A 24,079-nucleotide genomic window follows, 5' to 3' on the forward strand; every position below is an offset into this window, starting at 1 on the left:
ATTTGAAAGCTATTGCGCAATATTTAAAATCAATACCCGCATCTGATAAACCCATTCCCACTCCGCTCTCAAGCGAAAATACAGCCATGATAACCGGGAAAAAAGTGTATGAATCTCAATGTAGCGCATGTCACGTTTCAAATGGCTCGGGTGTGCGGAATATGATCCCTGCATTGGCGGGCAATCCTCAGGTCAATTCCTCTGACGCATCCAGCTTAATCAATGTGGTTCTGAATGGTACGGAAGGACCATTAACACACACAAACTCTACAGCAGCAGGGATGCCTGAGTTTGCCCAGAAACTTTCTGACAGTAATATCGCGGATGTAATGACCTATATTCGCAACAGCTGGGGGAATGCAGCCGAACCCGTGTCTGCAAGTCAGATTGGCGAAGCACGAAAAGAACTTCAGTCTCAACCATGGCTGGGTGATTCCTTGCACGCTGTAAAGTAACGCATTATTTTAATAGCATTAAAATGGCACTTCATTAAGATTTGAAGTGCCATTCTTTCATCCCACCGTCGCTTAAGCTGATCCGCTGATGAAGGTCAGAGCCTTTATTACTTTTTAGAGCAGGCGATGCAGTCAACGTGACTCACTCCAGCGGCAGCGCTGTCTCCTGCAGGTGACGCCAGAGCACGTTCCCCTGCGGGTCTAACATGAAAACGACCGTCGAGAAACGCAACGTTGTATTTTGTCCGGGGACGTGCTGCTGTTCTTTGTAGCATACCGTTGCCCCCTCCTCGCTCTCAGCCACCATCTGCATATCCAGGATGTCCAGGGTAAGCCCTTTACGCGCACCACGCTGTGTGCGGAAGAAAAGGCTCAAAGCCTCAAAATTCAGTACGACACCCGCCGTGCTCACCATCGTGAATTCTGGACTGAAACGGGCTAGCAAGTTATCGCAGACATCCTCTTGAGCTTCTGCCTCACCCAACCAGCAACGAATGAATTCGTGTGCATCTAAAACTTCCTGAAAATAGCGATTCATGACTTCTCCTGATTAAGGGTAAATAGTACGTTTCGGTTCGCGATGCGCAGGCAACATAAAATCGGCACGACACTGCTACAGGCCGCGATGACAAAGCAAAGTTGATAGGCACGATCATCAGATATGCCGCTGTTAGCCAAGAGGTTAAACAGCAGGCTAATAAGCGTGACACCCAGACAGAAACTGAGCTGACGGTTAATATTCCAAATCGCACTGGCATCGGCCAGTTGCTCATCAGGTATGTACAGGAAGGCCGAACTCTGAGCCGTACTGCTACACAAACTGCCACCAAATCCCATCAGGCAGAATGCGATTACACAGATCATCGCTGAAGCGGAATGGCCGGTTGTGGCCAGTAGCCCGATCCCCAACGCCTGAACGACGCCCCCGAGAATAAACAGCGGACGCGGTCCCAACGAATTGAATCGCTTACCCGTAAAGCTAATCGCGATAAAGGAAGCGATCGACCAGGGCAGCATCAAAGCACCGACAAAGGCGGCGTGCATGCCAAGTTCATTCTGTAGGTACAGCATGGTGATCATACTGACTCCGGTAAAAACACCCGGAACAAACTGGTAAATCAGCATAGCCGTCTTGAACAGAGGATCTTTAATCAGATGCAGATTAATTAGAGGCTGGCTTTTACCCAATGCATTCCATACGTATCCGCTAAAGACAATGATCCCACTGATGAGCATCAACACGCCCTGGTGAACATGCTGGGATTCGCCCAGTGACGTCAGTCCTAATAGGATCAAGGTCAAGGCAGCACAACCACTGACTAATCCCACCAGATCAAAACGGCCTGCTGCTTCAGTGGGTTTATCCGCGTTCAGCCAAAACCCCGCCAATACCAGTGTCACGACAGCCAGCGGTAGGCTTGCCAGAAACACCCAACGCCAGTTAAGGCTTTCAATTAATAGCCCCCCGGCGGCTGGCGACAGCGCCGGAGCCAGCAAAGCCACCAGCATTACGACAGAGGAGAGCTTTGCGCGTTCATGACTGCGATACAGCGCGTAAGTCATGGTTTGCCCGATGGGAATGAGTAATCCTCCGCCTACGCCCTGCAAAAAACGCCAGCCGATGAGCTGTAAAATCGAAAGGGAAGCGGCAACGCCAACGCTACCTAGCATGAAAATGATCAGGGAGAGGATAAAAAGACGTTTTGCACCAATGCGTTTCGCCAACCAGCCACTAAGCGGTATCACCAGAGTCAGACCTAAAATATAGGCATTGCTCACCCACGCCAGTTGACTGACAGGAGCATGAAAATGCCGTCCTATCTCCGGATAGGCAACATTGGCGATAAACATGTTCACCAGATCGATGAAGAATCCCAGCAAATACACAGTGGCAACGCGCACGCGATAACTCATGATTTTCTCAGTCAAAACACTAGTCTTGCGCGCAGTATAAGGGCCGGGATAAGTGCGATAAATCCACGCTCAATGGTTATACTGTCAAAATAATTTTGACAATAATCCTTCATCTGCGGAGTCGATGATGATCAATATGCAGCGCCTGGAAATGTTTGTTGCGGTGGTTGAAGCAGGAAGTTTTACCGGTGCCGCTCAGACGCTAGGGCTCACAAAAGCGGTGGTGAGCTTTAATATAAAACAGCTGGAACAGGAACTTGGCGTCTCTTTGCTGACAAGAAGCACACGTCGCGTTGCCACGACGGACACCGGCGAGACGTTTTATCATGCTGCCAGCACCTTCTGCAGGATGCAGTACGCGTATTAGACGATGTTCGCAGCGATCACCTTGGACTCAGCGGTTTGCTGCGTATCACCACCACGCCCGAATATGGCGCGCGCGTCGTCGTCCCCGCGCTGGCGACGTTCGCGGGTAAACACCCCCAGTTGCGCATACAGCATGTTTCCTCATCGAAAAATGATGATCTGATTGCCGGCCGTTTTGATGTGGCAATTCGCCTCGGTCAGTTGGCGGACTCTAATCACCATGCCCGCCTCATCGATCGGTTCGCCATTCTGCCCGTCGTGGCTCCCGAGTATCTCATCACTCAATCGATTGAGAATCTGGAACAACTCGCCGAAGCGAAATGGATTGGACACAGCCGCTTATCTACTCCCTTGAGCTGGCAGGTGACCACACCCGCGGGAGAATCGGTGCTTTTCAGCGCCCGCCATCCCGCGATGATCATGGCCGACAGTGCAGCATCGTTGCTGGCGTTTACACTAGCGGGAGCAGGCGTCGCGATATTACCCGCCTGGTTGGTGCAGGATGAATTGGCTCGGGGAGAGTTAGTAGAATTGCTGCCAAATCATCATTTTCCCCAACAGGGGATCTACGCACTTTATCCGCATACCCGCCATCTGCCGGAGAAAGTGCGCGCATTTATTGATTTTTTGGAATGCCACGTCAGCCAATCCCACCCCGCTTGGCATGCTTAACAATTTCATCTTATTACGGCGGCGGCAATGGCCTTCAATTCAGTCAGGCCTACCCGCCTAATGCGTTGCCAGTCATCAAATATTAACCGCTTCGCACAGATGTCCGCTGCACCACCAATACGCTAGCCAGCACGATCACCAGCCCGACCAGCGCGGTGCCACTCATCACCTGCGACAGCACTATCCAACCCAACCCTACTGCGGCCAGCGGGCTCAGAAGCCCCAGTGATGCCACCGCCACACTGGGCAGGCGGTTTATACCGCGGAACCACAGACCGTAAGCCACTAACGCACCCGCCAAACTCAGCCAGGCATAAGCTGCCCACTGTAGACCGGTTAACGAAGGTAAGGGGGCATCAATGAAGCAGGCTGCGGGAAGCAATATCACCCCACCAAACAGCAACTGCCAGCCGGTTAACGCCATCACAGGTAAATCGATTTTCCAGCGTCGAGTCAGCCATACGCCTGTTGCCATACAGGTCGCCCCCAACAGAGCGGCGGCAATTCCGACGGGTTCAAATACGGTTTGTGGGGATAGCAGCAACATAGCCATGCCGAGAACACCCGCCAGCGCCGCCCACAGCGTTAAAGCCCTGGGAGCACGGCGATCTATCCCCCACACCAGCATCATCACCAGCAACGGCTGAATCGCACCCAAAACCGCCGCTAATCCACCGGGTAATCGATAGGCAGCCACGAATAACAACGCCTGAAAAACGCCAATATTGAGTGCGCTCAAAATGACCAGGCGTCCAAGGTCACGTAATGCCGGCAAGCGACGAGTAAACAGCAACAGCAAAATGCCTGCTGGCAATACGCGAATCAGTGCTGCGGTAAATGGCCGATCCGGAGGGAGCAGCTGCGTTGTCACGATGTACGTCGACCCCCAGATAGCCGGGGCCAAAGCGGTTAATAAGACGTCGCGCCAGTAAGAAATCCTGAGGGTGTTCTGCATAACTTTGCCTTTATCTTCAATTCAAGATAATATCAGTGTGTTGAGCAATTACCTTGAAGTCAAGATAAATGAACGATCAAAATGAGTATCAACAGGATGCTGTGGATCGCATTCTTGCGCAGTGGCAGCGTGAACGGCCCGATCTGGAGTGCAGTCCAATGGGTCCAATCGGGCGGCTTAAGCGCTGCGCTGTACTACTGGAACAGCGCCTCGAATCGGCTTTTGAACCCTTTGACCTGAGCACGTGGGAGTTTGATATGCTCGCCACTTTGCGCCGTGCAGGTGCGCCTTATTGTCTCAGTCCTACCGACTTGTTTTCGACCTTGATGGTGACATCTGGCACCATGACACATCGTCTAAAACGGCTTGAAACACGCGGCTTTATCACCCGCCAGATCAATCCTGTGGATGCACGCAGCATGCTGGTGCAGTTAAGCGGTGAGGGGTTAGAACTTATTGATCGTGCAGTGGAACAGCATGTGGAGAATGAAAGGCATATTCTTGCCGGTCTCCCGGCAGACACGCTGGCGGTATTGGATAACAGCTTAACCGCACTCCTGCGTGCTCTGGAAAAGTAAGACCGGTTGTTGATGAGAGAGGGGCTAGTTATTCCCCCTCGACATACACATAACCAATCCCTAATACCTGATGTGCCCGGTCTAGCTTGCCAAAGTGGACATTGGTCGCCTGGCTTTTTACCGTATCGCGCGGGTCAAAAGGATTGAAATCAATCTGGCGTACAATGGTATCCAGCCATACCTCTCCAAAGCTGCAACTGCGACCGTACAACCAGATCTGGTTGATATTCAGCGTATTAAGGAAATTATATAAACTCATACCGATAGCTTCCGCTGCGCGTTGCGCCCACTCTGCGATCCACGGCTCACCCGCTTCTGCTGCAGCTAACAATTGCTGACTGGTCAGGATGGGAGCATCAGCATAATGACTGCCAGCAGCTTGTTTAAGGGCACTCAGTGACGCGACAGTTTCAAGGCAACCCTGCCGCCCACAACTGCAGCGCCTGCCGTTGGGATCGATGATGGTATGTCCAATCTGACCGCTACCGTTTAGGCTGCCACGGAAGATCTCGCCATTAATCACAAATGATGAGCCAATACCGTAATCAACATTAATGACGCAGAATTCATTCAGCGCATTGCGGTTGAGCCACTTCTCTGCCAGCGCCAACATGACACAGTCATTATCCACACGCACTTCGACTTTCAGCTTCTCCTCCAGCAGGTACTTAAGCTGTAAGGGGCTTTTCCATGCTGCTTGTGGCATATGCTGAGAAATCCCGGTGACCGGGTCAACCTGCCCGTGCACCGCTAAAGCCAGTTTGATGCGCCGCTTTGGCCACTGCTGACACACATTGCGCCATACGTTTTCAATCGCAGCCAACAGCGCGTTTGGCGTTGCGGCATTTATCGCGAGATGTTGATACTCCCCACGCGGCACAAGTTGTGCGTCAGCCAGCTGCAGTTCAATGCGAGTAGGCTTTACACACAGGCAAAGGATCCACTCACCTTCCTCCGGTAACTGGAAACTGCCGTTGCTGTGGCCGCGTACGCTGAGCATCGTTGTTGAATGCTGGAGTTTCCCCTCATCCACCAGCTCCTGCACGATCTTGCTCGCAGCGGGAATGGTCAGGCCGCTGAGCTGTGCAAGCTGCGATTTACTCAGCTGCTTGTGGCGCCACATCAGGTTCATGAACAGGGCCTTGTTATGCTTGCGCACCTGTAAGTTATTCAATCCCACCCGCTGCATCAAAGCCCACCTTCTCTGTAGGTTAGTGAACAGAGTTTACTGACTTATGTGATGGTCGCGCCAGCCTGTTGCTGGGCATTGCTTTACAGTCCCTGCTCATCATTGAGGAACTCATCTGCGCTGACACCCCTTACCTTATAAGAGAAAATGACAATGACAACATCACCTGCAAACCAAGCCTGGCTGATTCGCCTCGGGATCCCTCCTGCCCTCGCATGGGGATATGTGGCTGTACTGCTGTTTATGATCGGCGATGGTGTGGAATCCAACTATCTCGCCCCTTATCTGCACGCCAATGGTTTCTCACTCAATATTGCCGCAGCAGTGATTGCCTTTTATGGCATAACGGTCACGCTCGGTTCCTGGCTCGCTGGTTCACTCTCCACACTCATCGGCCCGCGTAAGGTGATGCTGGCGGGTGGGGTGATTTGGATCCTGTTCGAGATTCTGTTTCTTGCTGTCGCCCTGCCTTCGCACAGCGTGTTGTTGCTGGCATTAACTTACGGGCTTCGTGGTGTGGCCTACCCGATGTTTGCCTACGCATTTCTGGTATGGATTCAGGCTGCTGCTCCCGCGGATATGCGTGGCTCGGCCACCGGTTGGTTCTGGCTAGCCTTTACCGGCGGCCTACCCACGCTGGGATCGCTGGTGGCTATCTTCTCGATACAATTGATTGGTGAATATGCGACGTTCTGGTTATCGCTAGGGATTGTGGCGATGGGCCTACTGGTGATGTTGATCGCGCTGAAGGAGCGCAGCGGCTTTCACTCTTTGCTGGATAAAGAACATCAGCATCAGGGGACCGCACGTACGCTTATGGGCGGCATCGATATCCTGTGGCGTGAACCCCGCATTGCGGCTGCGGCTGTGGTACGCATCATTAATACTACGCCCTACTTCGGATTCTTTATCTTCCTGCCCGGCTTCTTCACAGAACAGATCGGCTTTAGCCAAACTGAGTATCTCAGTCTCATCACCATTATGGGATTGGTCGGCATGAGCTTTAACCCCATTGTTGGCAAGATCAGTGATCGCATTGGCTGGCGTAAAGTGCTCACCGTGTTTGGTGGACTCGGCTCAGGCGTCTCCATGCTGTTGATGTACTTTGTGCCGCAATGGAGCCACGGCAGCTTTTTCCTCAGTGTGGTTTGTGCCTGTCTGTATGGCATCACCTTGTGCGGTTATGTCCCTGCAGCGGCGCTGTTCTCATCGCTATGCCAGCCCAAAGATAAAGGCAACGCCATGGCGATTTACTGCTTTGCGGCTGGCCTCTCCACCTTCTTTGGTCCCGCGTTATATGGCGCCTTTAATGCCCTATTTGGCACCTTGGGTGTGATCTGGGGATACGCCTTCCTTTATCTCATCAGCGCCATTATCTCCTGGTGTTTCCTGCTCAGCCCTCTTGACCCAGGTGAGCAGCGCAACCCTCAGGCCCAGCGATTACGTCGTTTAGATTCCGTTGTTTCAAAATAAAGAGAGAACAATGAAAGAGTTTGATTACATTGTGGTGGGCGGCGGCAGCGCAGGCTGTATCGCCGCTTCTCGCCTGGTGAAAGAAGGCAATGCACGCGTGTTGCTACTTGAAGCCGGCAAAGACGAATATCATCAGGTGTTAAAAATGCCAGCAGGGTATATGAAGTTTCTCGCCAGCGAGAAATACCTCACCCTGCATCAAACCGAACCGCAATCTCAATTGAGTGGACGCGGCGTTATAGTGCCGCAGGCAAAAGTGTTGGGCGGCGGATCTACGGTGAATGCCATGGTATACATGCGCGGTCATCATCAGGATTACGCGGACTGGAACCAGGCTCTTAATCATCAGGGGGTAGACTGGTCTTGGGAATCACTGCTTCCACACTTTACTGCAATAGAAGATAACGATCACCTGGGTGCCCCGCTTCATGGCGTAGGCGGGCCCATGAAGGTGTCACATCTCGGCCACTTCAGCCCACTCAGCCGAGCCTATGTGAAAACCATGCAGGGACTTGGCATTCCCTATACGCCAGATTTCAACACCGGTAATCCCTTCGGTGTGGGGTTTATGCAGCACACCATTGACGGTCAGACTCGCCAGCGCTGCAGTGTGGTCGACGCTTTTATCAATCCCCTGCGTAATGACGATCGCCTGACGATTATTACGGGTGCGCAAGCCGAAGAAATACTATTTGAAGGTGACTGCGCCACTGGCGTCCGCTATCGCAAAGATGGCCATCCGTTTCAGGCATTGGCCCGCAAAGAAGTCATTCTTGCCGCTGGTGCTTATCAGACCCCCAAGCTTCTGATGCTTTCCGGTATCGGTCCTCAGACGCAACTGCAACAGCATAATATTACGCTGCGCCATCATTTACCTGGGGTGGGCCAAAACCTGCAGGATCACTATGAGGTGCCCGTCGTGGCCAGCACCCATGGCGCCTTTGGCTATTACGGTCAGGACCGGGGCTGGCCGATGATAAAAGCCGGATTGCAGTACATGCTGTTTAAAACCGGTCCAGTGACCACGACGGGCGTCGAGACTTGTGCCTTTTTCGATCCTCTCGATTTTGCCGCCACACCAACGATTCAGATGTTTTGCGTACCAACGGTTTATCTCGACCGCGATGTGATGGGCTCCGATCCCGGACAAGGTGTCACCGTGAACTCGCTGTTACTTCGCCCTAAGGCCACCGGCCAGGTGACATTGCGTGATGCTAATGCCAGCAGTTTGCCGAGGGTCGATACGCAAATCTTTGGCCATCCCGATGACTTGGCTCGCACGCTTGCCGGCTTTCGTTTCGCGCGTCGCGTCATTGCTGCCGCTCCGATGGAGAGTATGGTGCAGCAAGAAATCTTCCCCGGCGCTGACGTCTCTTCTGATCAAGCTATCGCTGATCACTGCAAGCGTATGGTCAAAACCGGTTACCACCCAGTGGGGACTTGTCGTATGGGACACGATGAAGACCCCTTGGCGGTACTCACCAGCGATCTACGCGTGCGCGGGGTTAAACAATTACGTGTGGTTGATGCCTCCATGATGCCCAACATCATCAGCGGAAATACCAACGCTATCGTGATGGCCGTGGCGCACAGAGCAACGGAGCTAATTTTGAATAATTTGGTCGCGGTGAAGAAGGAAGCGGTTTATGAGTAATAAACTCCAACGGCTGCAAAGCGCCCTGCTGGATTGGCAGTTGGATGGCCTGTTGCTGACCCGCCGCGACAACATTGCGTGGCTAACTGAGGGGGCAAGCTATTACGTGGTGGACCGTGCTGAGGTCGGTGTTGCCAGCTTATTTGTCACGGCAGATACCGTGCAGCTGCTGGCTCCGGATAATGAACTGCCGCGTATTCTTGCCGAAGAGCCGATGCCATTTGAGTGCGAGCACAAAAGTTATTCCTGGTATCAGTCACTGGATAGCGTTTTGCCACAGGGACGCTTTGGCAGTGATCAGAGATTGCTGGGCTACCAAGACATTCAGCCTGCAATGGTAGCGTTGCGCCAGGGACTGAATACCAATGAGCAACACCGTTTTCGAGCGTTAGGACGGGAAGCCGCAAAGATTGTTGAAGGCGTGGCGCGTCAATTACGTCCCGGTGTTAGTGAATACCAGATTGAAGCATTGATTTCAGCGGCCTGCCTCTCTGTGGGTATCCGCCCAGTGTGCACGCTGGTGGCGGCAGATGAACGTATAACCGCTTTCAAACACCCTGTGCCGACTCGCAAAGCGCTAGAACGCATGGTGCTCATCACTCTCGGCGCTGAGCGTGAAGGCTTGCACGTGAGCCTGTCACGTTTAGTGCATTTTGGTGAACCGGATGTCGCACTGCGTCAGCGAATTCTCTCAGCAGCCAATATTCACGCCGACATTCTCAGCGCCACTCAGTCTGGTCGAACCTGGTCGGCGGTGTTTGCCGATATCACCCAGTCATATCAGCAGTGGGGTTTTGACGGCATGTGGAAAAGCCATCATCAAGGCGGCCCTGCGGGTTACGGCTGCCGCGACTTTATTGTTACATCAGCCACTGAAGGTAATGTGGAAGTCGACACAGCAATAGCCTGGAATCCCACATTGAATGGCGTTAAGTGCGAGGACACCTTTGTGCTGACTCAAGATGGTCTGGAAAACCTGACTCGCAGCAATGATGACTGGCCGATGATCACTCTGCAACGCGGTGCTCTTACCTTCCAGCTGACTGATTGGTTGGTGTTACCACTAGCGAACCAGGAGACCCGATATGAGTGATCGCTTGCGCAACAAAACCGCTGTGATTACCGGGGCGGGAAGCGGCATTGGCAGTGCTGTAGCCCAGCTATTCGCACAACAAGGTGCCAGCCTGGCGCTACTTGATATAAGGACCGATAACATTGAAGTCCTTGCCGCACACCTCGAGCGCCAGTTTGGTCATCGTTGCATTGCAGCGGTTGCCGATGTTACTCAGCAGGAACAAGTCGAATACGCCGTCGCCCAAGCAACGGAAGCCTTCGGGAAAATAGATATATTGATTAATTGCGCTGGCGTGAACGTGTTTCACGACCCTTTAACCCTGGAGCAGAATGAGTGGCAGCGCTGCATGGACGTTAATCTTCACGGCCCTTACAACCTTATACGCAGTGTGTTGCCCGGCATGCTGACGCGGCAATACGGCAACGTTGTGAATATCGCTTCCGTACACGGTCACAAAATAATACCCGGCACCTTCCCCTACCCTGTCGCCAAACATGGCCTTATTGGTATGACGCGCTCATTGGGGATTGAATATGCGGGCCAGGGTATCCGGGTTAACAGCATCTCTCCAGGCCTGATCATGACCCCTGCCGCAGAGCAGTGGTTAGCAAGCTGTCCCGATCCTGATGCCGAACGCGCACGTCAGGCTGCATTGCTACCCTGTAACCGAATTGGTAATCCAGATGAAGTGGCATACACCGCCCTCTTCCTGGCTTCTGACGAAGCCAGGTTTATTAACGCGACCGACATTGTTATTGACGGTGGTCGCAGCCAGGTTTACCACAACTAAAATGCTGACGAGCTGAATAGGACCTCAATTCACAGCACCGGAACCCCTCCGGCTGCTGTGAGTCAGGCTCAACGCGCATCTTCCAAGTCCCCTCCCCTCTTCATCGTTGGCCATTGATATTCAGCTTAAATCTTCGGAAAATGTCATGAAAATGCACCTAATCAAAATCATCACAACACCATGAGCTGCTTACGTTTTTTTAGAATTTTCAGGCTGAAAATCACCATGATAAGAGGGTTAAATGGCAAAGACTTGTCTTTATCTACGTCTGTCCGACCTGGTGGGCTGGGAATTGCAGAATTCTGGCACGCTGAACTTTATTATTTTTGCTGGTGGCGCTTGCTGGTTGTCCCGGCTTAACAAGATCGCCACAGACCCACACTTGATTTGGGCACAGAGAAGTTATGGCGAGACTTTCCATTCTGATTCCAAATAGTGATGCCTTTTTCCTGATTACCTGACATTTAACATCTGCAAAGTGCACCGTCCCGATATTCTGATTGCTTGCATGTTCTCTGGAGGTTGGAACACTACTCTTGCCTGAAAACCCACAACTACACCCATACCAAAAACCACTTAACACATTGATAAATATATATAAAATGTGAATTTTCAGGCTGAAAACATCCATAGATTTATCCATTTTCAGTATTCCGAGATAGATCATTCACTATTTGCACGTTTGAGGGGAGTTATTGGCTGCCTAAAAGCAATGCTCCAAAGCCTACGGTAAAATATTGTCACTCTCAGAGTTTCTTACAGAGATGATTTTTAGTTAGTAAGAAATTGTATTCAATTTTGATAGCGCTAGATGATTTTAAAAAATGCTCAATGCAAATTTCAATAGTTCATGTCGAATTGATGCAGTTATGCAGTTATGCAGTTATGCAGTTATGCAGTTATGCAGTTATGCAGTTATGCAGTTTCATTTTAAAAACCATCACATTGTTAATGGCGTTAAGGTGCAGCTAAAATGTTGAAGTGTTTAAGTGTTTAAGTGTTTAAGTGTTTAAGTGTTTAAGTGTTTAAGTGTTTAAGTGTTTAAGTGTTTAAGTGTTTAAGTGTTTAAGTGTTTAAGTGTTTAAGTGTTTAAGTGTTTAAGTGTTTAAGTGTTTAAGTGTTTAAGTGTTGAAGTGTTGAAGTGTTGAAGTGTTGAAGTGTTGAAGTGTTGAAGTGTTGAAGTGTCGAAATGTCGAAATGTCGAAATGTCGAAATGTCGAAATGTCGAAATAGAGCAATAGAGCAATAGAGCAATAGAGCAATAGAGCAATAGAGCAATGACTTTAAGTCAAAATAATTTTGGAATATCTAAGAAATATGAATTCCAAAAAAGAACATCATTCAATCACCATAAAATGATGAGGTTAATCGTACGTTGTTAGTGCAAGGAAAGCAGTTTAATTTTTCGTTTGGATAGGTATATCTTAATAGCCTTAAATTCATTACTGAACATTGGTAATGGTCCGTGCTAAAAGAATGCTTAATCAGTGATGAAGTGGGTACTGCCATTATGAAATTAAGTTGCGATAAAGTCAGTTTGTAATTCATGCATTCAGCCTCAAATTCTATGCTCGATAAAACAGAACCTTTATCTGAAATACCATCAAATTAACCAAGTACACACAACTGCTTGGCCCGGTAACTTTAGGACGATCCTTCAACATGGGTGTTGGATGATATCGGGAAAAATAATGTTGTAAACCTCGCCAAAGATTTATCCTCCTAACTTTATGATTTAATGACAATTAATCCTTTTTTTCAGGATGAAAACGACCATTTAATCATAAAGGTAGAATTTCCACATTTGCAATGGAAGGAATAATTGGTAGGGTAGGGGGGTGCTGATAATTCAACCATTTCAATAAAATGTACACCTGAAATCAATACACTATTGATTTAATTAGTATTTTTTAAAATTCAACATATCGAGTCGTCCATATTTTATGAAAAAATTCCAGTTTTATGTCTTTTTACCAAAAAACTGGCTTGTGGAGATATTTTTAGTAAAATAACGAAAATTATTACTATTGAGGTGCTTATGAAGCGAGATTACGGTGACGTGTTTGACATCGCCAACCGAGCGAATGGAATGCTGCACGGTCTGAGCAGCCACATCGAGCAACAACGGCAGGAATTTAATCAGCAAGGCTACTACCACACTTTCACACGCAACGCGGTGGCCAACCTGCCTTTACTCAGTAAGCACGCAGTAGCGGCTGCCATCAGCGAGATGGAAGAGGGTGGCTATATATTTGGTCGCCGCCAAACCGGCAGCACGTCGCAATACGCCATGAGCATCCAAAACGTCGTTGATATTTATAAGCACCGTAAAGTGCCAAAGTATCGCGACAAACATAAAGACCCCTTTGTTATCTTCGTCGTAAATCTGAAGGGTGGGGTGTCTAAAACGGTAACCACCGTGACGCTGGCCCATGGCCTACGTGCTCACCCCGGCTTATTGCATAATGATCTGCGCATTCTGGTTATCGACTTAGATCCCCAAGCTTCGAGCACCATGTTCCTAAGCCATACCAACAGCGTAGGTTCAGTACTGGAAACCGCCGCTCAGGCTATGCTGAATGACGTCAGCACTGAGCAACTGCGCGAGCAATTCGTTAAACCCACCGTTATGCCTGGTGTCGATGTGATGCCTGCATCCATCGATGATGGTTTTGTTGCCAGCGATTGGGATACTTTAGTCGCGGAGAATTTGCCCGGCGTTGCGCCCTCTGAAGTGCTACGTCGCAACGTTATCGATCGTCTGGCCGATGATTACGATTTTATCTTCATCGATACAGGACCTCATCTGGATGCGTTTATGCTGAACGCAATCGCCGCTAGCGACCTTCTGCTTACGCCAACACCACCCGCGCAAGTCGATTTTCACTCCACGATGAAATACCTGACACGCCTGCCTGAAATGCTGGAGCGTATTGAGAATGAAGGTATTGAGCCGCGACTGAAAGCGAACATCGGTTTTATGTCGAAGATGACGACTAAGCATGACCACGTCACCTCGCATAGCTTCGCGCGTGAAGTTTTCACCAAGTCGATGCTGGATGCCGTCCTGCCTCGTTTAGATGGATTTGAGCGCTGTGGTGAGTCGTTTGATACCGTCATTAGCGCAAACCCCAGCTCATACCCCGGCAGCGCAGATGCGCTCCGAAAGGCAAAACAGGAAGCAGAGAACTTCTCGCGCGCTGTTTTCGACCGAATTGAATATATCAGGAGTACAAAGTGACCGATCAAAAATCACTCAAACGCATTGGCCGCACCATGGGGCAATCCCAGATGTCGAGCTTCATTAACAGTGGCAATCAGTCACGCGTTTTCACTTTGAAATCCGGCAGTACTGCTACGTTCGTGCGACAGTTGATCCCGAGTGGCGAAGTGGAAACCAAAACTTTTGTTGATGCAAAAGTGAATGGTCGCGATCAATCCGCACTGACCGAAGAATCCGTCAAAGACATCACACGCACCATCGAACTTCAGCAGTTCTTTCCCGCGATAGGCCGTATGGTCGATGGCCGTATTGAGATTATGGACGGCTCTCGCCGCCGAGCCGCATGTCTGTTTGCAGGCACTGGTCTGGAAGTTTTGGTGACCGAAGATGAAATTGATATCAGTGATGCGCGTCAGCTCGCTGCTGATATTCAAACGGCAAAAGAGCACAACTTGCGTGAATTGGGCCAACGCTTCCTGATGATGGAAGCGCAGGGCATGAATAAAACAGAGATTGCCAAAGCTGAAGGGATCTCCAACGCCAAAGTGACACGTGCTTTCCAGGCTGCGTGGGTTCCAGCTGAATTCATTGAGCTGATCCCTGTGGTGTCTGATCTCAGTATCCCAGATTACAAGCTGCTGCTGGATGTCGCTGAAGAAGCGAAAGCTGAGGGAGTCGCGGTTAAAGATGTGGTCCATCAGGTCAAAGAGCGGATGAGCGAAGACCAAGCCTTGAATAAACTCGCCTCTGACGATCAGAAAACCAAAATCCTGTCATTTTTCACCACTGCCAAAAAGCTGCTGGTGAAACCGGTAAAAAACAAAAGCGTCACGACAGAGAAGTTCGGCAGTTTTAGCGATCGCGCTGCTTATGCTAAGCGAAAAACCAACGCAGAAAAGCGCCATGTGCAGTATGAGTTCCACCGCTTGCCAGCAGGCACGCTTGAAGAGATCGATCTTGCGATCAAGGCCATCCTAAGCAAATCCTGATTCAGACCCTCGTTAAATTCTGCTGATGAAATGGGCGTGTAAATCACGTCCATATTTTTACAAAACTCTCTTTTCTGAATTCTCAGCAGTGTCTTATCTACCTCATGCACGCTTAAAACGCAGCAGAAGCATTTTAAGAGACTTTAAACTCACAGCTTCCCCTATCACGGATAAACCGAAACTATCGCAACACAGCCCTTACAGGGCATGTTTATCGGCGATCTAAATGACTATTCAGTGTGCAAGAGAGAAGGGCATTAAGATCCGTCTGGACTTATACATCGCGTTACTCTTGAGGGATCGGTTCGTAAAAGACAGCAGGATCGAGTGATTCTGGCCCTAACGATGAGATATAGCCAGTGATCGTGGCTTGCCTGTTGATTTTTATCCCCTTTATCCACAGGGACGATCCAATTATTCGATCATAATGAGATCCCATTGAGATCATAGAAGATCCCGGATCGCTGGAAGCCATGATATGACTGGGCTGAAAGGCCCTTAGTAACCGCTATAAAGAGTAAACTAACCGCTATGGAGAGAGAAATAACCGATGAAATGAGTAAAACAACCGATGAAAAGAGTGCTCAATAACCGCTGTAGAGAGCAGAAGGTGATGCTGCCTGTGTGTAAGTGCTTCGGCTGTGCATAACATTTATGCAGAGTTTCAAAATAGCTTTGAAAGTTCGATGACGTTTTCATCAAATCTTATCCCCATGATTCACAGGCCAGATCAATAAACAGATCATTATGAGATCAAATAAGTTCCTAATAGATCCCGGCAGCTTGTGAAGCCTTGTGTGACAAGCCTTGAGAGGGGATTGATAACCGCTATGAAGAGTAAACTAACCGCTATAGAGAGTAAATTAACCTTTATGGAGAGTAGTCTAACCGATGAAGTGAGTGCTAGTATCCGCTATAGAGAGTAAACGCGATAGATCATTGTGTATAACCCGGATCCTCGAAAATGTCGGAAAATGAGCTAAAAAACAACAAGGTAGTTGAAGCCTTTTCGGAAACAGATAAGCGAACTGGCGAACTGGTTGTACTTACCCCCAACAGAGATAACACCGTTCAGCCTGTCGCTTTAATGCGACTAGGTCTGTTTGTGCCTACGTTGAAATCAACCAATAATCGCAAGAATGAGACCACGGCGGTGACGGATGTCACTAACGAGCTCAAGCTGCTGTCTCTCGTGAAATCTGAAGGTTATGAGAAGATCAGGATCATTGGCCAGCGGCTGGATATGGATAATGATTTCAAGACATGGGTTGGGATCATTCACGCGTTTGCTAAGTACAACGTCACCAACGATAAAGTCGTTCTCCCTTTTGTTGAGTTCGTTAAGCTCTGCGGCATCCCTTCATCACGATCCTCAGCCAAGTTGAGAGAACGCCTTGAAGCGTCGCTGATCCGCATCGCATCCAATACCATTCAATTTGGGACAGCGGATAAAGACGAACTCTATGTCACGCACCTGGTGCAATCGGCTAAGTACAGCGTCAAAAAGGACACCGTTGAGCTTCAGGCCGATCCAAAACTCTTCGAACTCTACCAATTTGACCGCAAGGTCCTGCTGCAGCTGCGAGCCATTAACGCTCTGGCGCGTAAAGAGTCTGCTCAGGCGCTCTATACCTTCATCGAAAGCCTGCCTCCTAACCCGGCGCCAATCTCAATGGCGCGACTCAGGCAGCGTTTGAATCTCACATCTCGGCCCATCACGCAGAATGCGACAGTTCGTCGTGCCATGGAGCAGTTGAAGGCTATTGGCTACCTGGATTACACCGAACTGAAGCGGGGCAACTCAGTGGTATTCCATATCCACTATCGCCGTCCAAAGCTTAAACCTGCCGAGTTGCCGCTCAAGCTGCCCGATATCCTTGAGGATGAGCTGGAGCTTGATGACGCCATCGAGACCAATGAGGTTGAGGCTGTCAGCGAACCCCAAGGTGAGATGGTGATGCTATCAAAAGCAGAACTGAAAATCCTCGAAGAAATCCGCAAAGGCAAAGTTAAGTAGCGCTTCGTTACCTTATCTGATGTCCAATTCGATAACCACTATAGAGAGTAGTGCTCTCTATAGTGGTTGTTTGTTTCTGCGCTCCTCTAGTGTTAACACCTGCCTTCCTCGCACCTGACCCCATTTGTGACCCAGTAACCACTATAGAGAGTAACTATCTACTCTCTATAGTGGTTACCTGCAAATAGCCTTTCGGTTTGATCTCGTGAATGCTTTAGCGGACACATTGCGCTGTGTGGCGCCTGTGAGAGAGGGGAGGATAGGTAATGAGAACCCAATGATCTGATCTTTTGCTGCAAGCCTCAGGCAATAACCACTATAGAGAGTAGATGTTTACTCTCTATAGTGGTTATTTGTAGGAAGTGACGTTATCACTTCTATCTGATTGAGTTCTATGAGGAAAAACTGTGGGTGTGTTGTTCAAATTAACGCCACCTGCAAGGGGTAAAATGCACAAAATTGTGTGTCTAAAGATATAATCCATATATAAATCATATGTTTATTTTTATTTCTTTTGTGGTGAGTTTTAGTTTGCTTCAGCTATCCACTATAACGAGTAACCACTCACTATAGTGGATAGCAAAACGGAGAGTGGTAGAGGGCTGAATGGCCATCATAGGAGCCAGCCTGCTTGGGAAGTGGGTGAAAAGGCTAGAATCACATAACCACTATAGTGAGGAAGATCACTCTCTATAGCGGTTATGTGGTTTGTGTGATTATTGTTTAATTTATTGATAATAAATGATTATTATCCTGATTCAGTAATTAGTAATAACCGCTATAGAGAGTAAGCCATTGCTTGCATCCCCAAGGGTAGGTCGCCCATAGGATCCGATTAAGATCCTTTGATCAGGGATCACTAAGGTTTTGGATCAAACATCCACTGTAATGAGTACAAACAACCACTATAGAGAGTAAATGCTCTCTATAGTGGTTGTTATTAATGGACCCCCCCTAGTGGTTACTAACCTTCCAGGCCTTGCCATAATTGGTGTTAGTGGTTGCTAACCTCAATGATATGTCCTTCCAACCATTATCAGCAGATGCGAGGAATAAAGCCTGTGTAGGGACGTATTGCGGCTGTTTACTCTCTATAGTGGTTGTTTGTAGATGACGCTGAGATCATCGATCCGTTACAGGGATCGATGATCCCACTGACTCTGCTAAGGTGACAGTTCAAGGTTCTGAGCTCAAAGAGTTGAGCTGGTGAGGCGGCGGATAAAGTAGGGCAGCCGCATAGTTAGCTACGATGACCTTATGATCGCGCCGCGTAGTGTAAAACCCGCTAAACGGGTCAAGCCTTTCAAGATGGAAGACTTTTCAGTTGCCATGCCCAGTTCGCGCGCCGGCGCTAAATCCGTGTGCTTTTGCCCACCACGAAATAGTAAAAGCGATTGCTAACAGCAGGATGAGTACCGGCGGAAAAGCATGGGCTCCCCAGTGATCCAGCAGGATCCCGCCCGTGATACCTCCGGCTGCAATCGCGCCATTCCACGCAACCACATTCATTGAAAGAGCAATATCTGCTCCTTCGCCTGCGGTATCGGCAAGGGCTGTCTGCAGTAACGTTGCCGCTCCTCCAAACGTCAGCCCCCAGACAGCGACACCGACATAAACCACGGCAGCAATCTGTGAAAACCACATAAAGGTGAGAGAGACGAGAGCGAAAATAGCGAGGCTTATTAATACGCAGAGTCGCAAATAGCGATCGATTATCTTGCCGGTAATGGCAATCGCAACAAGAGCAGCGAGTCCGAATACCAGTAAGAGGATATCTACCTTTGAACCTAACCCAGCTAAAGTGAGGAAGGGAGAAATGTAGGTGTAGAGAATGTTATGTGCCAGCATCCAGGCAATGACGACGCTCAATACTGGCCGCACGCCTGGTGTGGTGAGGACATTTGAAATTGGCATACTTTCATGGCGGGAGTGGCCCGGATAATCTGGCACTTTAGCGAGTACCCATACGATTAATATCACCGTCAGCGCAGAGATGGCCAGAAAAGCGCTGCGCCAGCCAATAATTCCGCCGAGCCACGTGCCAAGCGGCAGGCCGAGGGAAAGTGCTATCGGCGTGCCCACCATAGCAATTGCCATGGCTTTACCCTGCTGGTGAACAGCAACCATTCGGCGAGCATAGCCAGCAAGCAAACTCCACGACAGCCCAGCCGCCACGCCAGCGAAGAAACGTGCTGCAAGAGTTAGCCAGTAGTGTGAGGACCATGCGGTAACTGAGTTAAAAACAAGGAAGCCGACTATTGCGAGTAACAAAACAGTTCTACGACGCCAACTCCGGGTTGCTACCGTTAAAGGTATCGCGGCCAGCAACGATCCCAGTGCATATGCTGTGACGGTCTGTCCAGCAAGCGAGTTGGAAATACCAAGACCCTTTGCCATTTGCGGTAACAGTCCTGCAGGCAGCGTTTCTGTAATGATGCAGATGAAACCCGTCATTGCAAGCGCGAGTAGCGCTGGAATAGGCAGCCTGTCATCGGCTTCGGCAGAACGCCGACCAAGAGCATCATTTTTCGTATCGAGCGCGATGTCTTTCTCCATAAATCCTTCTGTACTTATATATCGAATGGTATGTATTTAGATGTAAGGTCGCATTGGGTCATCACTTAGCACTTCAAAATAAAAGAGATTAACCTGCTCGCTCTAATATTGTATCGATCAGTACATTATTGGGGGGAGTTTCCTTTGTCAACCTAATATGTATCGTTTAGTATATTATTGCTGCACAGGTGAATCGCGGAGAACACGAATGGCTAGCATGGGACGACCAAGAACCTTTGACCGGGATAAAGCAATTGAAGATGCCATGTATCTTTTCTGGCAGCATGGCTATGAATCTACGTCCCTGACCCAATTGAAGGCGGGGATAGGGAATGGCATCTCTGCGCCGAGTTTTTACGCGGCATTTGGTTCCAAAGAAGATTTGTATCGTGAATGCATACAATGTTATCTGGCTTCGTATGGCCAGGTGACCAGACGACTCTGGGACAGCGCTCTTTCGCCGCGTGAGGCTATGGAAACGACTCTGCAAGATTCAGCCCGAATGCAATGCGAGGCGGGTCACCCTTCAGGCTGTATGGTATCGCTGGGCGCAATGAGTGCGACTTCAGTGGAAAATACAGCCATTACTGAGCCGCTGACGCGATCTCGCGAAAGAACCCGAGCGGGTATATCAACGACGATTAAGCGCGGGATTGAGGCTGGCGAGCTTAAAAAGGATGTTGACGTGAAGGCGTTGACGGCATCTTTCAGCACTTTTCTCTTTGGTATCTCTATTCAGGCGCGTGACGGAGCGCGTATTGAAGAGCTGCTCAGTGCCATCACCCAAATCATGCAGCTGTGGGATTGTTGTAGACAGGATTAATTAGCTGGCAGTGACCTGCACCCCAATGGTCCCTTCGTGCCCGGGGCGGGCCGTCAGCCCGACTGTGTTGTAGTTGATTAATCTGCAATTTTCGTCGCAACATCATTTAATGCGTCAATCACCGCTTTTACTGAAGGTTTTGCAGATGTCCCCTTGGGTAATGCAATTGACACCTTTCTGGTTAGGTCTGGGCTGATGTTTACGGTTGTCAGGCCATTCAGCACGCCGTCCATCTGCAGCATCAACGTGGGGAGTAACGTGACAAGGTCGGTTTGTTTCACCAGATGCAATGAGGCTGCCGAATTCTTGTAATTCGCTATCACTTTTGGGACAACACCTGCGGCATGAAAGGCCCGAATTAAAAAAGAGTGATAATGCATAGCGGACAGGTTTAACGCCCACTTCTCGTTGGGCATTTCTTTTAAACGGATGACTTTACGCCCTGCCAGCCTGTGCGTTGCTGCCATTACCGCGACAAACTTATCTGTGCACAGTGGGAAGAAGTCGAGCTTCTCGGTGAAGGGGCCAGTATCCACCATATCGTCAATGATGGCGATATCGACCTGATTTGCCGCCGCCGCTTTAATCGCCTCTGCCGGTTCAAGCTCGACCACTGACAATGTCAGCTGTGGATAGCTGTCCGAAAGCTGCTGGAACACGCCAGGCAATATACCGACGCCAGCCGAGCCAAAGGTTGCCAGGCGGATTTCGCCCACCACTTCCGCTTTACCCTTTGCGAGCTCTGACTCCATGTCATTCACCATGCGGAACAGCTCATGGGATTGCTCTACCAGACGCTTACCCGCAGGCGTTAACTCAATTCGTTTGCCCACACGTTCGAACAATGCGGTTTCCGCTTCTTGTTCTAACTGTGCCAGCTGCTGAGAAACGGCGGGGCGGGTCAGGTGAACAGCTTCTGCGACGGCGGTAATAGTGCCCAGAACAGAGAGTTCAGAGAGCAGATGGAGGCGACCCAGATTCAGCATGACAATTCCTGTGTTTTCCTCGAGGTCGCCTCTGCCTGCGTTAAAATCAGCTCAGCAGGGTGCGGACCACGGTATTGATGAGTTGCGTCATCGCCAGATGAGACTCAAATGGGATGCCGTCAACGTTAGCATCAGTGATACCTTCAACCGAGTTGATAAGCCCAACGTTGACGCCCCGGCGCAGCAGGCGACCTTCCATATCCGGAGTATGCAACAGACGGGCATTTTTCTCACGCGCCGCCATCGCCGCCACAATGGCGTAGCAGCCCCAGTTAGAACAGGCGGCCGTCACCAAAACGTCAGCTGGCGTGACGGCACCAATGCCACCTCCGCATTCACACGAACCTTCATTCCCAAACTTCACCACCTGCTGCACGGCGTCATTGACCAGGCCCATGCCAATCTCGTTCCCGCCGTCCCCGACGGCAACGGTGGGAATACCCCTGCGCAGCGCTTCATCAAACACGAAGTCTATGCGGGCGCGCTCCATGCCGTAGTTGATACCCCGCATGCTGTAGTAGATACCGTTTTTGTTGCGCCCAACGCGCTCGGTCGAGAACAACAATGAAGGTTGACGTGAGTCCAGCAGCTCATTCGCGGCCTTAGGGGCTTCTTCATCCGTTACCGGGAAGGATTCCACGCAGACGGTGGCCAAGCTTTTGTCTTTGTTTGCCTGCACAACCTGCCAGTAAGGTAATACGGTCAGGCCCGCTTCAGTCAGGATGGCTTCCATCGGACCGCGCAGCGTTTCTTCAATGAGCACAGTGCAGGTGGCGTTTCTGGCCAGCACCAGCGCGCGCACGACAGCAGCCAGACCGGCAGGGCCATCGTTCTCACCAATGGTGGGAGAGAGCCAGGCACGTGATACTGAGCCCGTAGTCACAATCACGTTATCGCCGGGTTTTACCGCCAGTAACGCATCAGCTGCGGCTCCCACCAGCGGTTTGCCAATTTGCTCGCGCGCGCTGGCAAACAACTGTTCAACACCGCGCCCGCCGAGATCCAGTGAGATGAGCTGGTCAAGGCGGTTATCAAATGCAGTCATGGAATTCATACGGGTTCTCCCAGAATTAATTCGGCCATGGCGTGTTTATCGCTGATAAGCAGAGCAACCTTATCCAGCGATGCATTGACGGCTTTCATGATGGCGGTTATTCCGCCCACACGGTCAATGGCGTTCGATGCTGGTTTGAGCCGTAATGAGACGCGGGCTCCGGGCTGACCATGGGTGTTAACGGTTAAAATGCCGTAGTCGCGCAGCAGCACCATACCCAGTGCCGCCGTGGCCTCGCACGGAACAATGTGGTTATCGGTGTGGGCAATGCAGGCGCGCTTGAGGATGATTTCGAGGACCTGATCTTCATGAACCATCGGCCCCAGGTCGCTGGTTTTGACGCAGTCCCCCAACAACGCTCTCAGGCCAGACGCCAGTTCCTGACCCGCTTCGGCTTCCTGGCGCAAATGATCAGGGTTGTAATGTTCCAGCGAGCGCACGACACCTGCTGTGATCGGCGCGCGTGCCTCCATGCCGTATTCCGCGCCTTTTGCCGCGGCTGCCGCTATGTATTGTTTTTTACCCGCCAGAATACCGGCACGCGGGCCTGGCAGGCCTGCCTTATCACAGTTAGTGACGGTGAGATCTGCGCCAAAGGCAAGGCTCTTTATCCCGCCATGTAGTACGGTACGCAGACGCGCACCGTAAGCTTCATCCAGAAACACGATGATGTCGTTCCTGCGGCAGTGGGTCACAATGGTCTGAGTTATCTCATCATCCATGCGTTCCAGGCTGCTGGTGACCGTGGTGATAACCACCAGGGCAGGGCGGTTTAGCTCAATAGCCGCTCGCCACAGCGCGTCGCCCTGGATTTCGATGGTTTTTACCCCGGCAAGCTTTGCGCCACGGTTCACCGAAGCATGTGAACGACCGCCAGGCGGAACGACCGAGACCACTGGTTTGTCTGCAGCCAGTGCGGCAATAACAGAAACAATGGCCGCGCTGGTGCGGTTAAATGTGGCAACGCTGTCGCTTTCACCGCCACCCAGATGCTCCAGCGCCAGCTCGGTAAGGCGTTCGGCGACCAGTCCGGGGCCCACCCACTCTTCACATGCCGTGTTGAGATCTTCGGGCTTCACCAGAAAATCACGCTGGTTACCGGTGAAGATCCCAATCGATTCCGCTCCCAATTCTCTCACGCGCTTGGCCGCAACGGCCTGGCCATGGCGAAGCCGACGGCCTTCATCGGTGCTGCTGCGAATGATGCTGCCACGCGCAAAGCTGACCACCGGGTCGATTTCAAAGCCAAAGCTGTCTCTGAGAACCGCGCGGTTCCCCTCTTTTTCGGTGAGTTTCATGACTGTTTTCCT

Annotated in this window: 18 protein-coding genes and 1 pseudogene; 11 read left to right on the top strand and 8 right to left on the bottom strand. The window is 50.5% G+C overall.

Annotation, left to right across the window (positions count from 1 at the left end; translation table 11 throughout):
• Nucleotides 1–455: c-type cytochrome (locus HA51_RS03770; protein WP_139810631.1), on the top strand; the 455-nt coding region annotated here is incomplete at its 5' end.
• Nucleotides 456–597: 142 nt separating this feature from the next.
• Here the strand turns inward: HA51_RS03770 and HA51_RS03775 are convergent.
• The gene (locus tag HA51_RS03775) at nt 598–993 is read right to left on the bottom strand and encodes a DUF4440 domain-containing protein (RefSeq protein ID WP_084932109.1); all 396 of its coding nucleotides are present in this window, start codon (nt 991–993) and stop codon (nt 598–600) included.
• Nucleotides 990–2,369: an MFS transporter gene (locus HA51_RS03780; RefSeq protein ID WP_084932111.1), complete on the bottom strand. Its 1,380-nt coding sequence runs from the start codon at nt 2,367–2,369 to the stop codon at nt 990–992. The genes HA51_RS03775 and HA51_RS03780 overlap by 4 nt, the downstream gene beginning before the upstream one ends.
• A gap of 127 nt (nt 2,370–2,496) precedes the next feature.
• Here HA51_RS03780 and HA51_RS03785 point away from each other — a divergent pair.
• Nucleotides 2,497–3,407 (top strand): annotated as a pseudogene (locus HA51_RS03785) (LysR family transcriptional regulator).
• An 82-nt stretch (nt 3,408–3,489) separates the two neighbouring features.
• Here HA51_RS03785 and HA51_RS03790 read toward each other — a convergent pair.
• Nucleotides 3,490–4,362 carry an EamA family transporter gene (locus tag HA51_RS03790; protein WP_084932113.1) on the bottom strand — a complete coding sequence of 291 codons (873 nt, stop codon included), beginning with the start codon at nt 4,360–4,362 and terminating at the stop codon, nt 3,490–3,492.
• A 68-nt stretch (nt 4,363–4,430) separates the two neighbouring features.
• On the opposite strand from HA51_RS03790, the gene HA51_RS03795 reads away from it, so the two are divergent.
• Nucleotides 4,431–4,940 (top strand): MarR family winged helix-turn-helix transcriptional regulator, encoded by a 510-nt coding sequence (locus tag HA51_RS03795; protein WP_084932115.1) that lies wholly within the window; start codon nt 4,431–4,433, stop codon nt 4,938–4,940.
• A gap of 28 nt (nt 4,941–4,968) precedes the next feature.
• Here the strand turns inward: HA51_RS03795 and HA51_RS03800 are convergent, their stop codons facing one another.
• Nucleotides 4,969–6,129 carry an ROK family protein gene (locus HA51_RS03800; RefSeq protein WP_084932117.1) on the bottom strand — a complete coding sequence of 387 codons (1,161 nt, stop codon included), beginning with the start codon at nt 6,127–6,129 and terminating at the stop codon, nt 4,969–4,971.
• Nucleotides 6,130–6,282: 153 nt separating this feature from the next.
• Here HA51_RS03800 and HA51_RS03805 point away from each other — a divergent pair, with 153 nt between their 5' ends.
• The 7 genes from HA51_RS03805 to HA51_RS03840 all read left to right on the top strand — a co-directional run bounded on the left by HA51_RS03805 (nt 6,283) and on the right by HA51_RS03840 (nt 17,350).
• Nucleotides 6,283–7,602 carry an MFS transporter gene (locus HA51_RS03805; RefSeq protein WP_158087352.1) on the top strand — a complete coding sequence of 440 codons (1,320 nt, stop codon included), beginning with the start codon at nt 6,283–6,285 and terminating at the stop codon, nt 7,600–7,602.
• A gap of 10 nt (nt 7,603–7,612) precedes the next feature.
• Nucleotides 7,613–9,256, top strand: coding sequence for a GMC family oxidoreductase (locus HA51_RS03810; protein ID WP_084932122.1), 1,644 nt, complete (start codon nt 7,613–7,615; stop codon nt 9,254–9,256).
• Nucleotides 9,249–10,349 carry a M24 family metallopeptidase gene (locus tag HA51_RS03815; protein WP_084932124.1) on the top strand — a complete coding sequence of 367 codons (1,101 nt, stop codon included), beginning with the start codon at nt 9,249–9,251 and terminating at the stop codon, nt 10,347–10,349. The genes HA51_RS03810 and HA51_RS03815 overlap by 8 nt, the downstream gene beginning before the upstream one ends.
• Nucleotides 10,342–11,121 (top strand): SDR family oxidoreductase, encoded by a 780-nt coding sequence (locus HA51_RS03820; protein WP_084932126.1) that lies wholly within the window; start codon nt 10,342–10,344, stop codon nt 11,119–11,121. Before HA51_RS03815 ends, HA51_RS03820 begins: the two co-directional genes overlap by 8 nt.
• 2,038 nt (nt 11,122–13,159) lie before the next feature.
• A complete protein-coding gene (locus tag HA51_RS03830; RefSeq protein ID WP_084932130.1) occupies nt 13,160–14,362 on the top strand; it encodes an AAA family ATPase in 1,203 nt (400 codons plus the stop codon).
• 35 nt (nt 14,363–14,397) lie between these two features.
• Complete coding sequence (locus HA51_RS03835; protein WP_084932684.1) at nt 14,398–15,333, top strand: ParB/RepB/Spo0J family partition protein; 936 nt, start codon at nt 14,398–14,400, stop codon at nt 15,331–15,333.
• A 964-nt stretch (nt 15,334–16,297) separates the two neighbouring features.
• Nucleotides 16,298–17,350 (top strand): RepB family plasmid replication initiator protein, encoded by a 1,053-nt coding sequence (locus HA51_RS03840; RefSeq protein ID WP_084932133.1) that lies wholly within the window; start codon nt 16,298–16,300, stop codon nt 17,348–17,350.
• A gap of 1,320 nt (nt 17,351–18,670) precedes the next feature.
• On the opposite strand, the gene HA51_RS03845 is transcribed toward HA51_RS03840, so the two are convergent.
• Nucleotides 18,671–19,906 carry an MFS transporter gene (locus tag HA51_RS03845; protein ID WP_084932136.1) on the bottom strand — a complete coding sequence of 412 codons (1,236 nt, stop codon included), beginning with the start codon at nt 19,904–19,906 and terminating at the stop codon, nt 18,671–18,673.
• Between the two features lie 208 nt (nt 19,907–20,114).
• Between HA51_RS03845 and HA51_RS03850 the strand changes: the two genes are divergently transcribed.
• Nucleotides 20,115–20,729 (top strand): TetR/AcrR family transcriptional regulator, encoded by a 615-nt coding sequence (locus tag HA51_RS03850; RefSeq protein WP_084932139.1) that lies wholly within the window; start codon nt 20,115–20,117, stop codon nt 20,727–20,729.
• A 77-nt stretch (nt 20,730–20,806) separates the two neighbouring features.
• Here HA51_RS03850 and HA51_RS03855 read toward each other — a convergent pair whose 3' ends face one another.
• The 3 genes from HA51_RS03855 to HA51_RS03865 are packed head-to-tail and all read right to left on the bottom strand — an operon-like array spanning nt 20,807 to nt 24,067.
• The gene (locus tag HA51_RS03855; protein ID WP_084932142.1) at nt 20,807–21,715 is read right to left on the bottom strand and encodes a LysR family transcriptional regulator; all 909 of its coding nucleotides are present in this window, start codon (nt 21,713–21,715) and stop codon (nt 20,807–20,809) included.
• 46 nt (nt 21,716–21,761) lie between these two features.
• Nucleotides 21,762–22,769 carry a glutamate cyclase domain-containing protein gene (locus HA51_RS03860; protein WP_084932144.1) on the bottom strand — a complete coding sequence of 336 codons (1,008 nt, stop codon included), beginning with the start codon at nt 22,767–22,769 and terminating at the stop codon, nt 21,762–21,764.
• Nucleotides 22,766–24,067 (bottom strand): aminotransferase class I/II-fold pyridoxal phosphate-dependent enzyme, encoded by a 1,302-nt coding sequence (locus tag HA51_RS03865; protein WP_084932146.1) that lies wholly within the window; start codon nt 24,065–24,067, stop codon nt 22,766–22,768. The genes HA51_RS03860 and HA51_RS03865 overlap by 4 nt, the downstream gene beginning before the upstream one ends.
• Nucleotides 24,068–24,079 lie beyond the last annotated feature (12 nt).

The sequence above is a fragment of the Pantoea rwandensis genome, assembly GCF_002095475.1.
Taxonomy (GTDB): Bacteria; Pseudomonadota; Gammaproteobacteria; order Enterobacterales; family Enterobacteriaceae; genus Pantoea; species Pantoea rwandensis.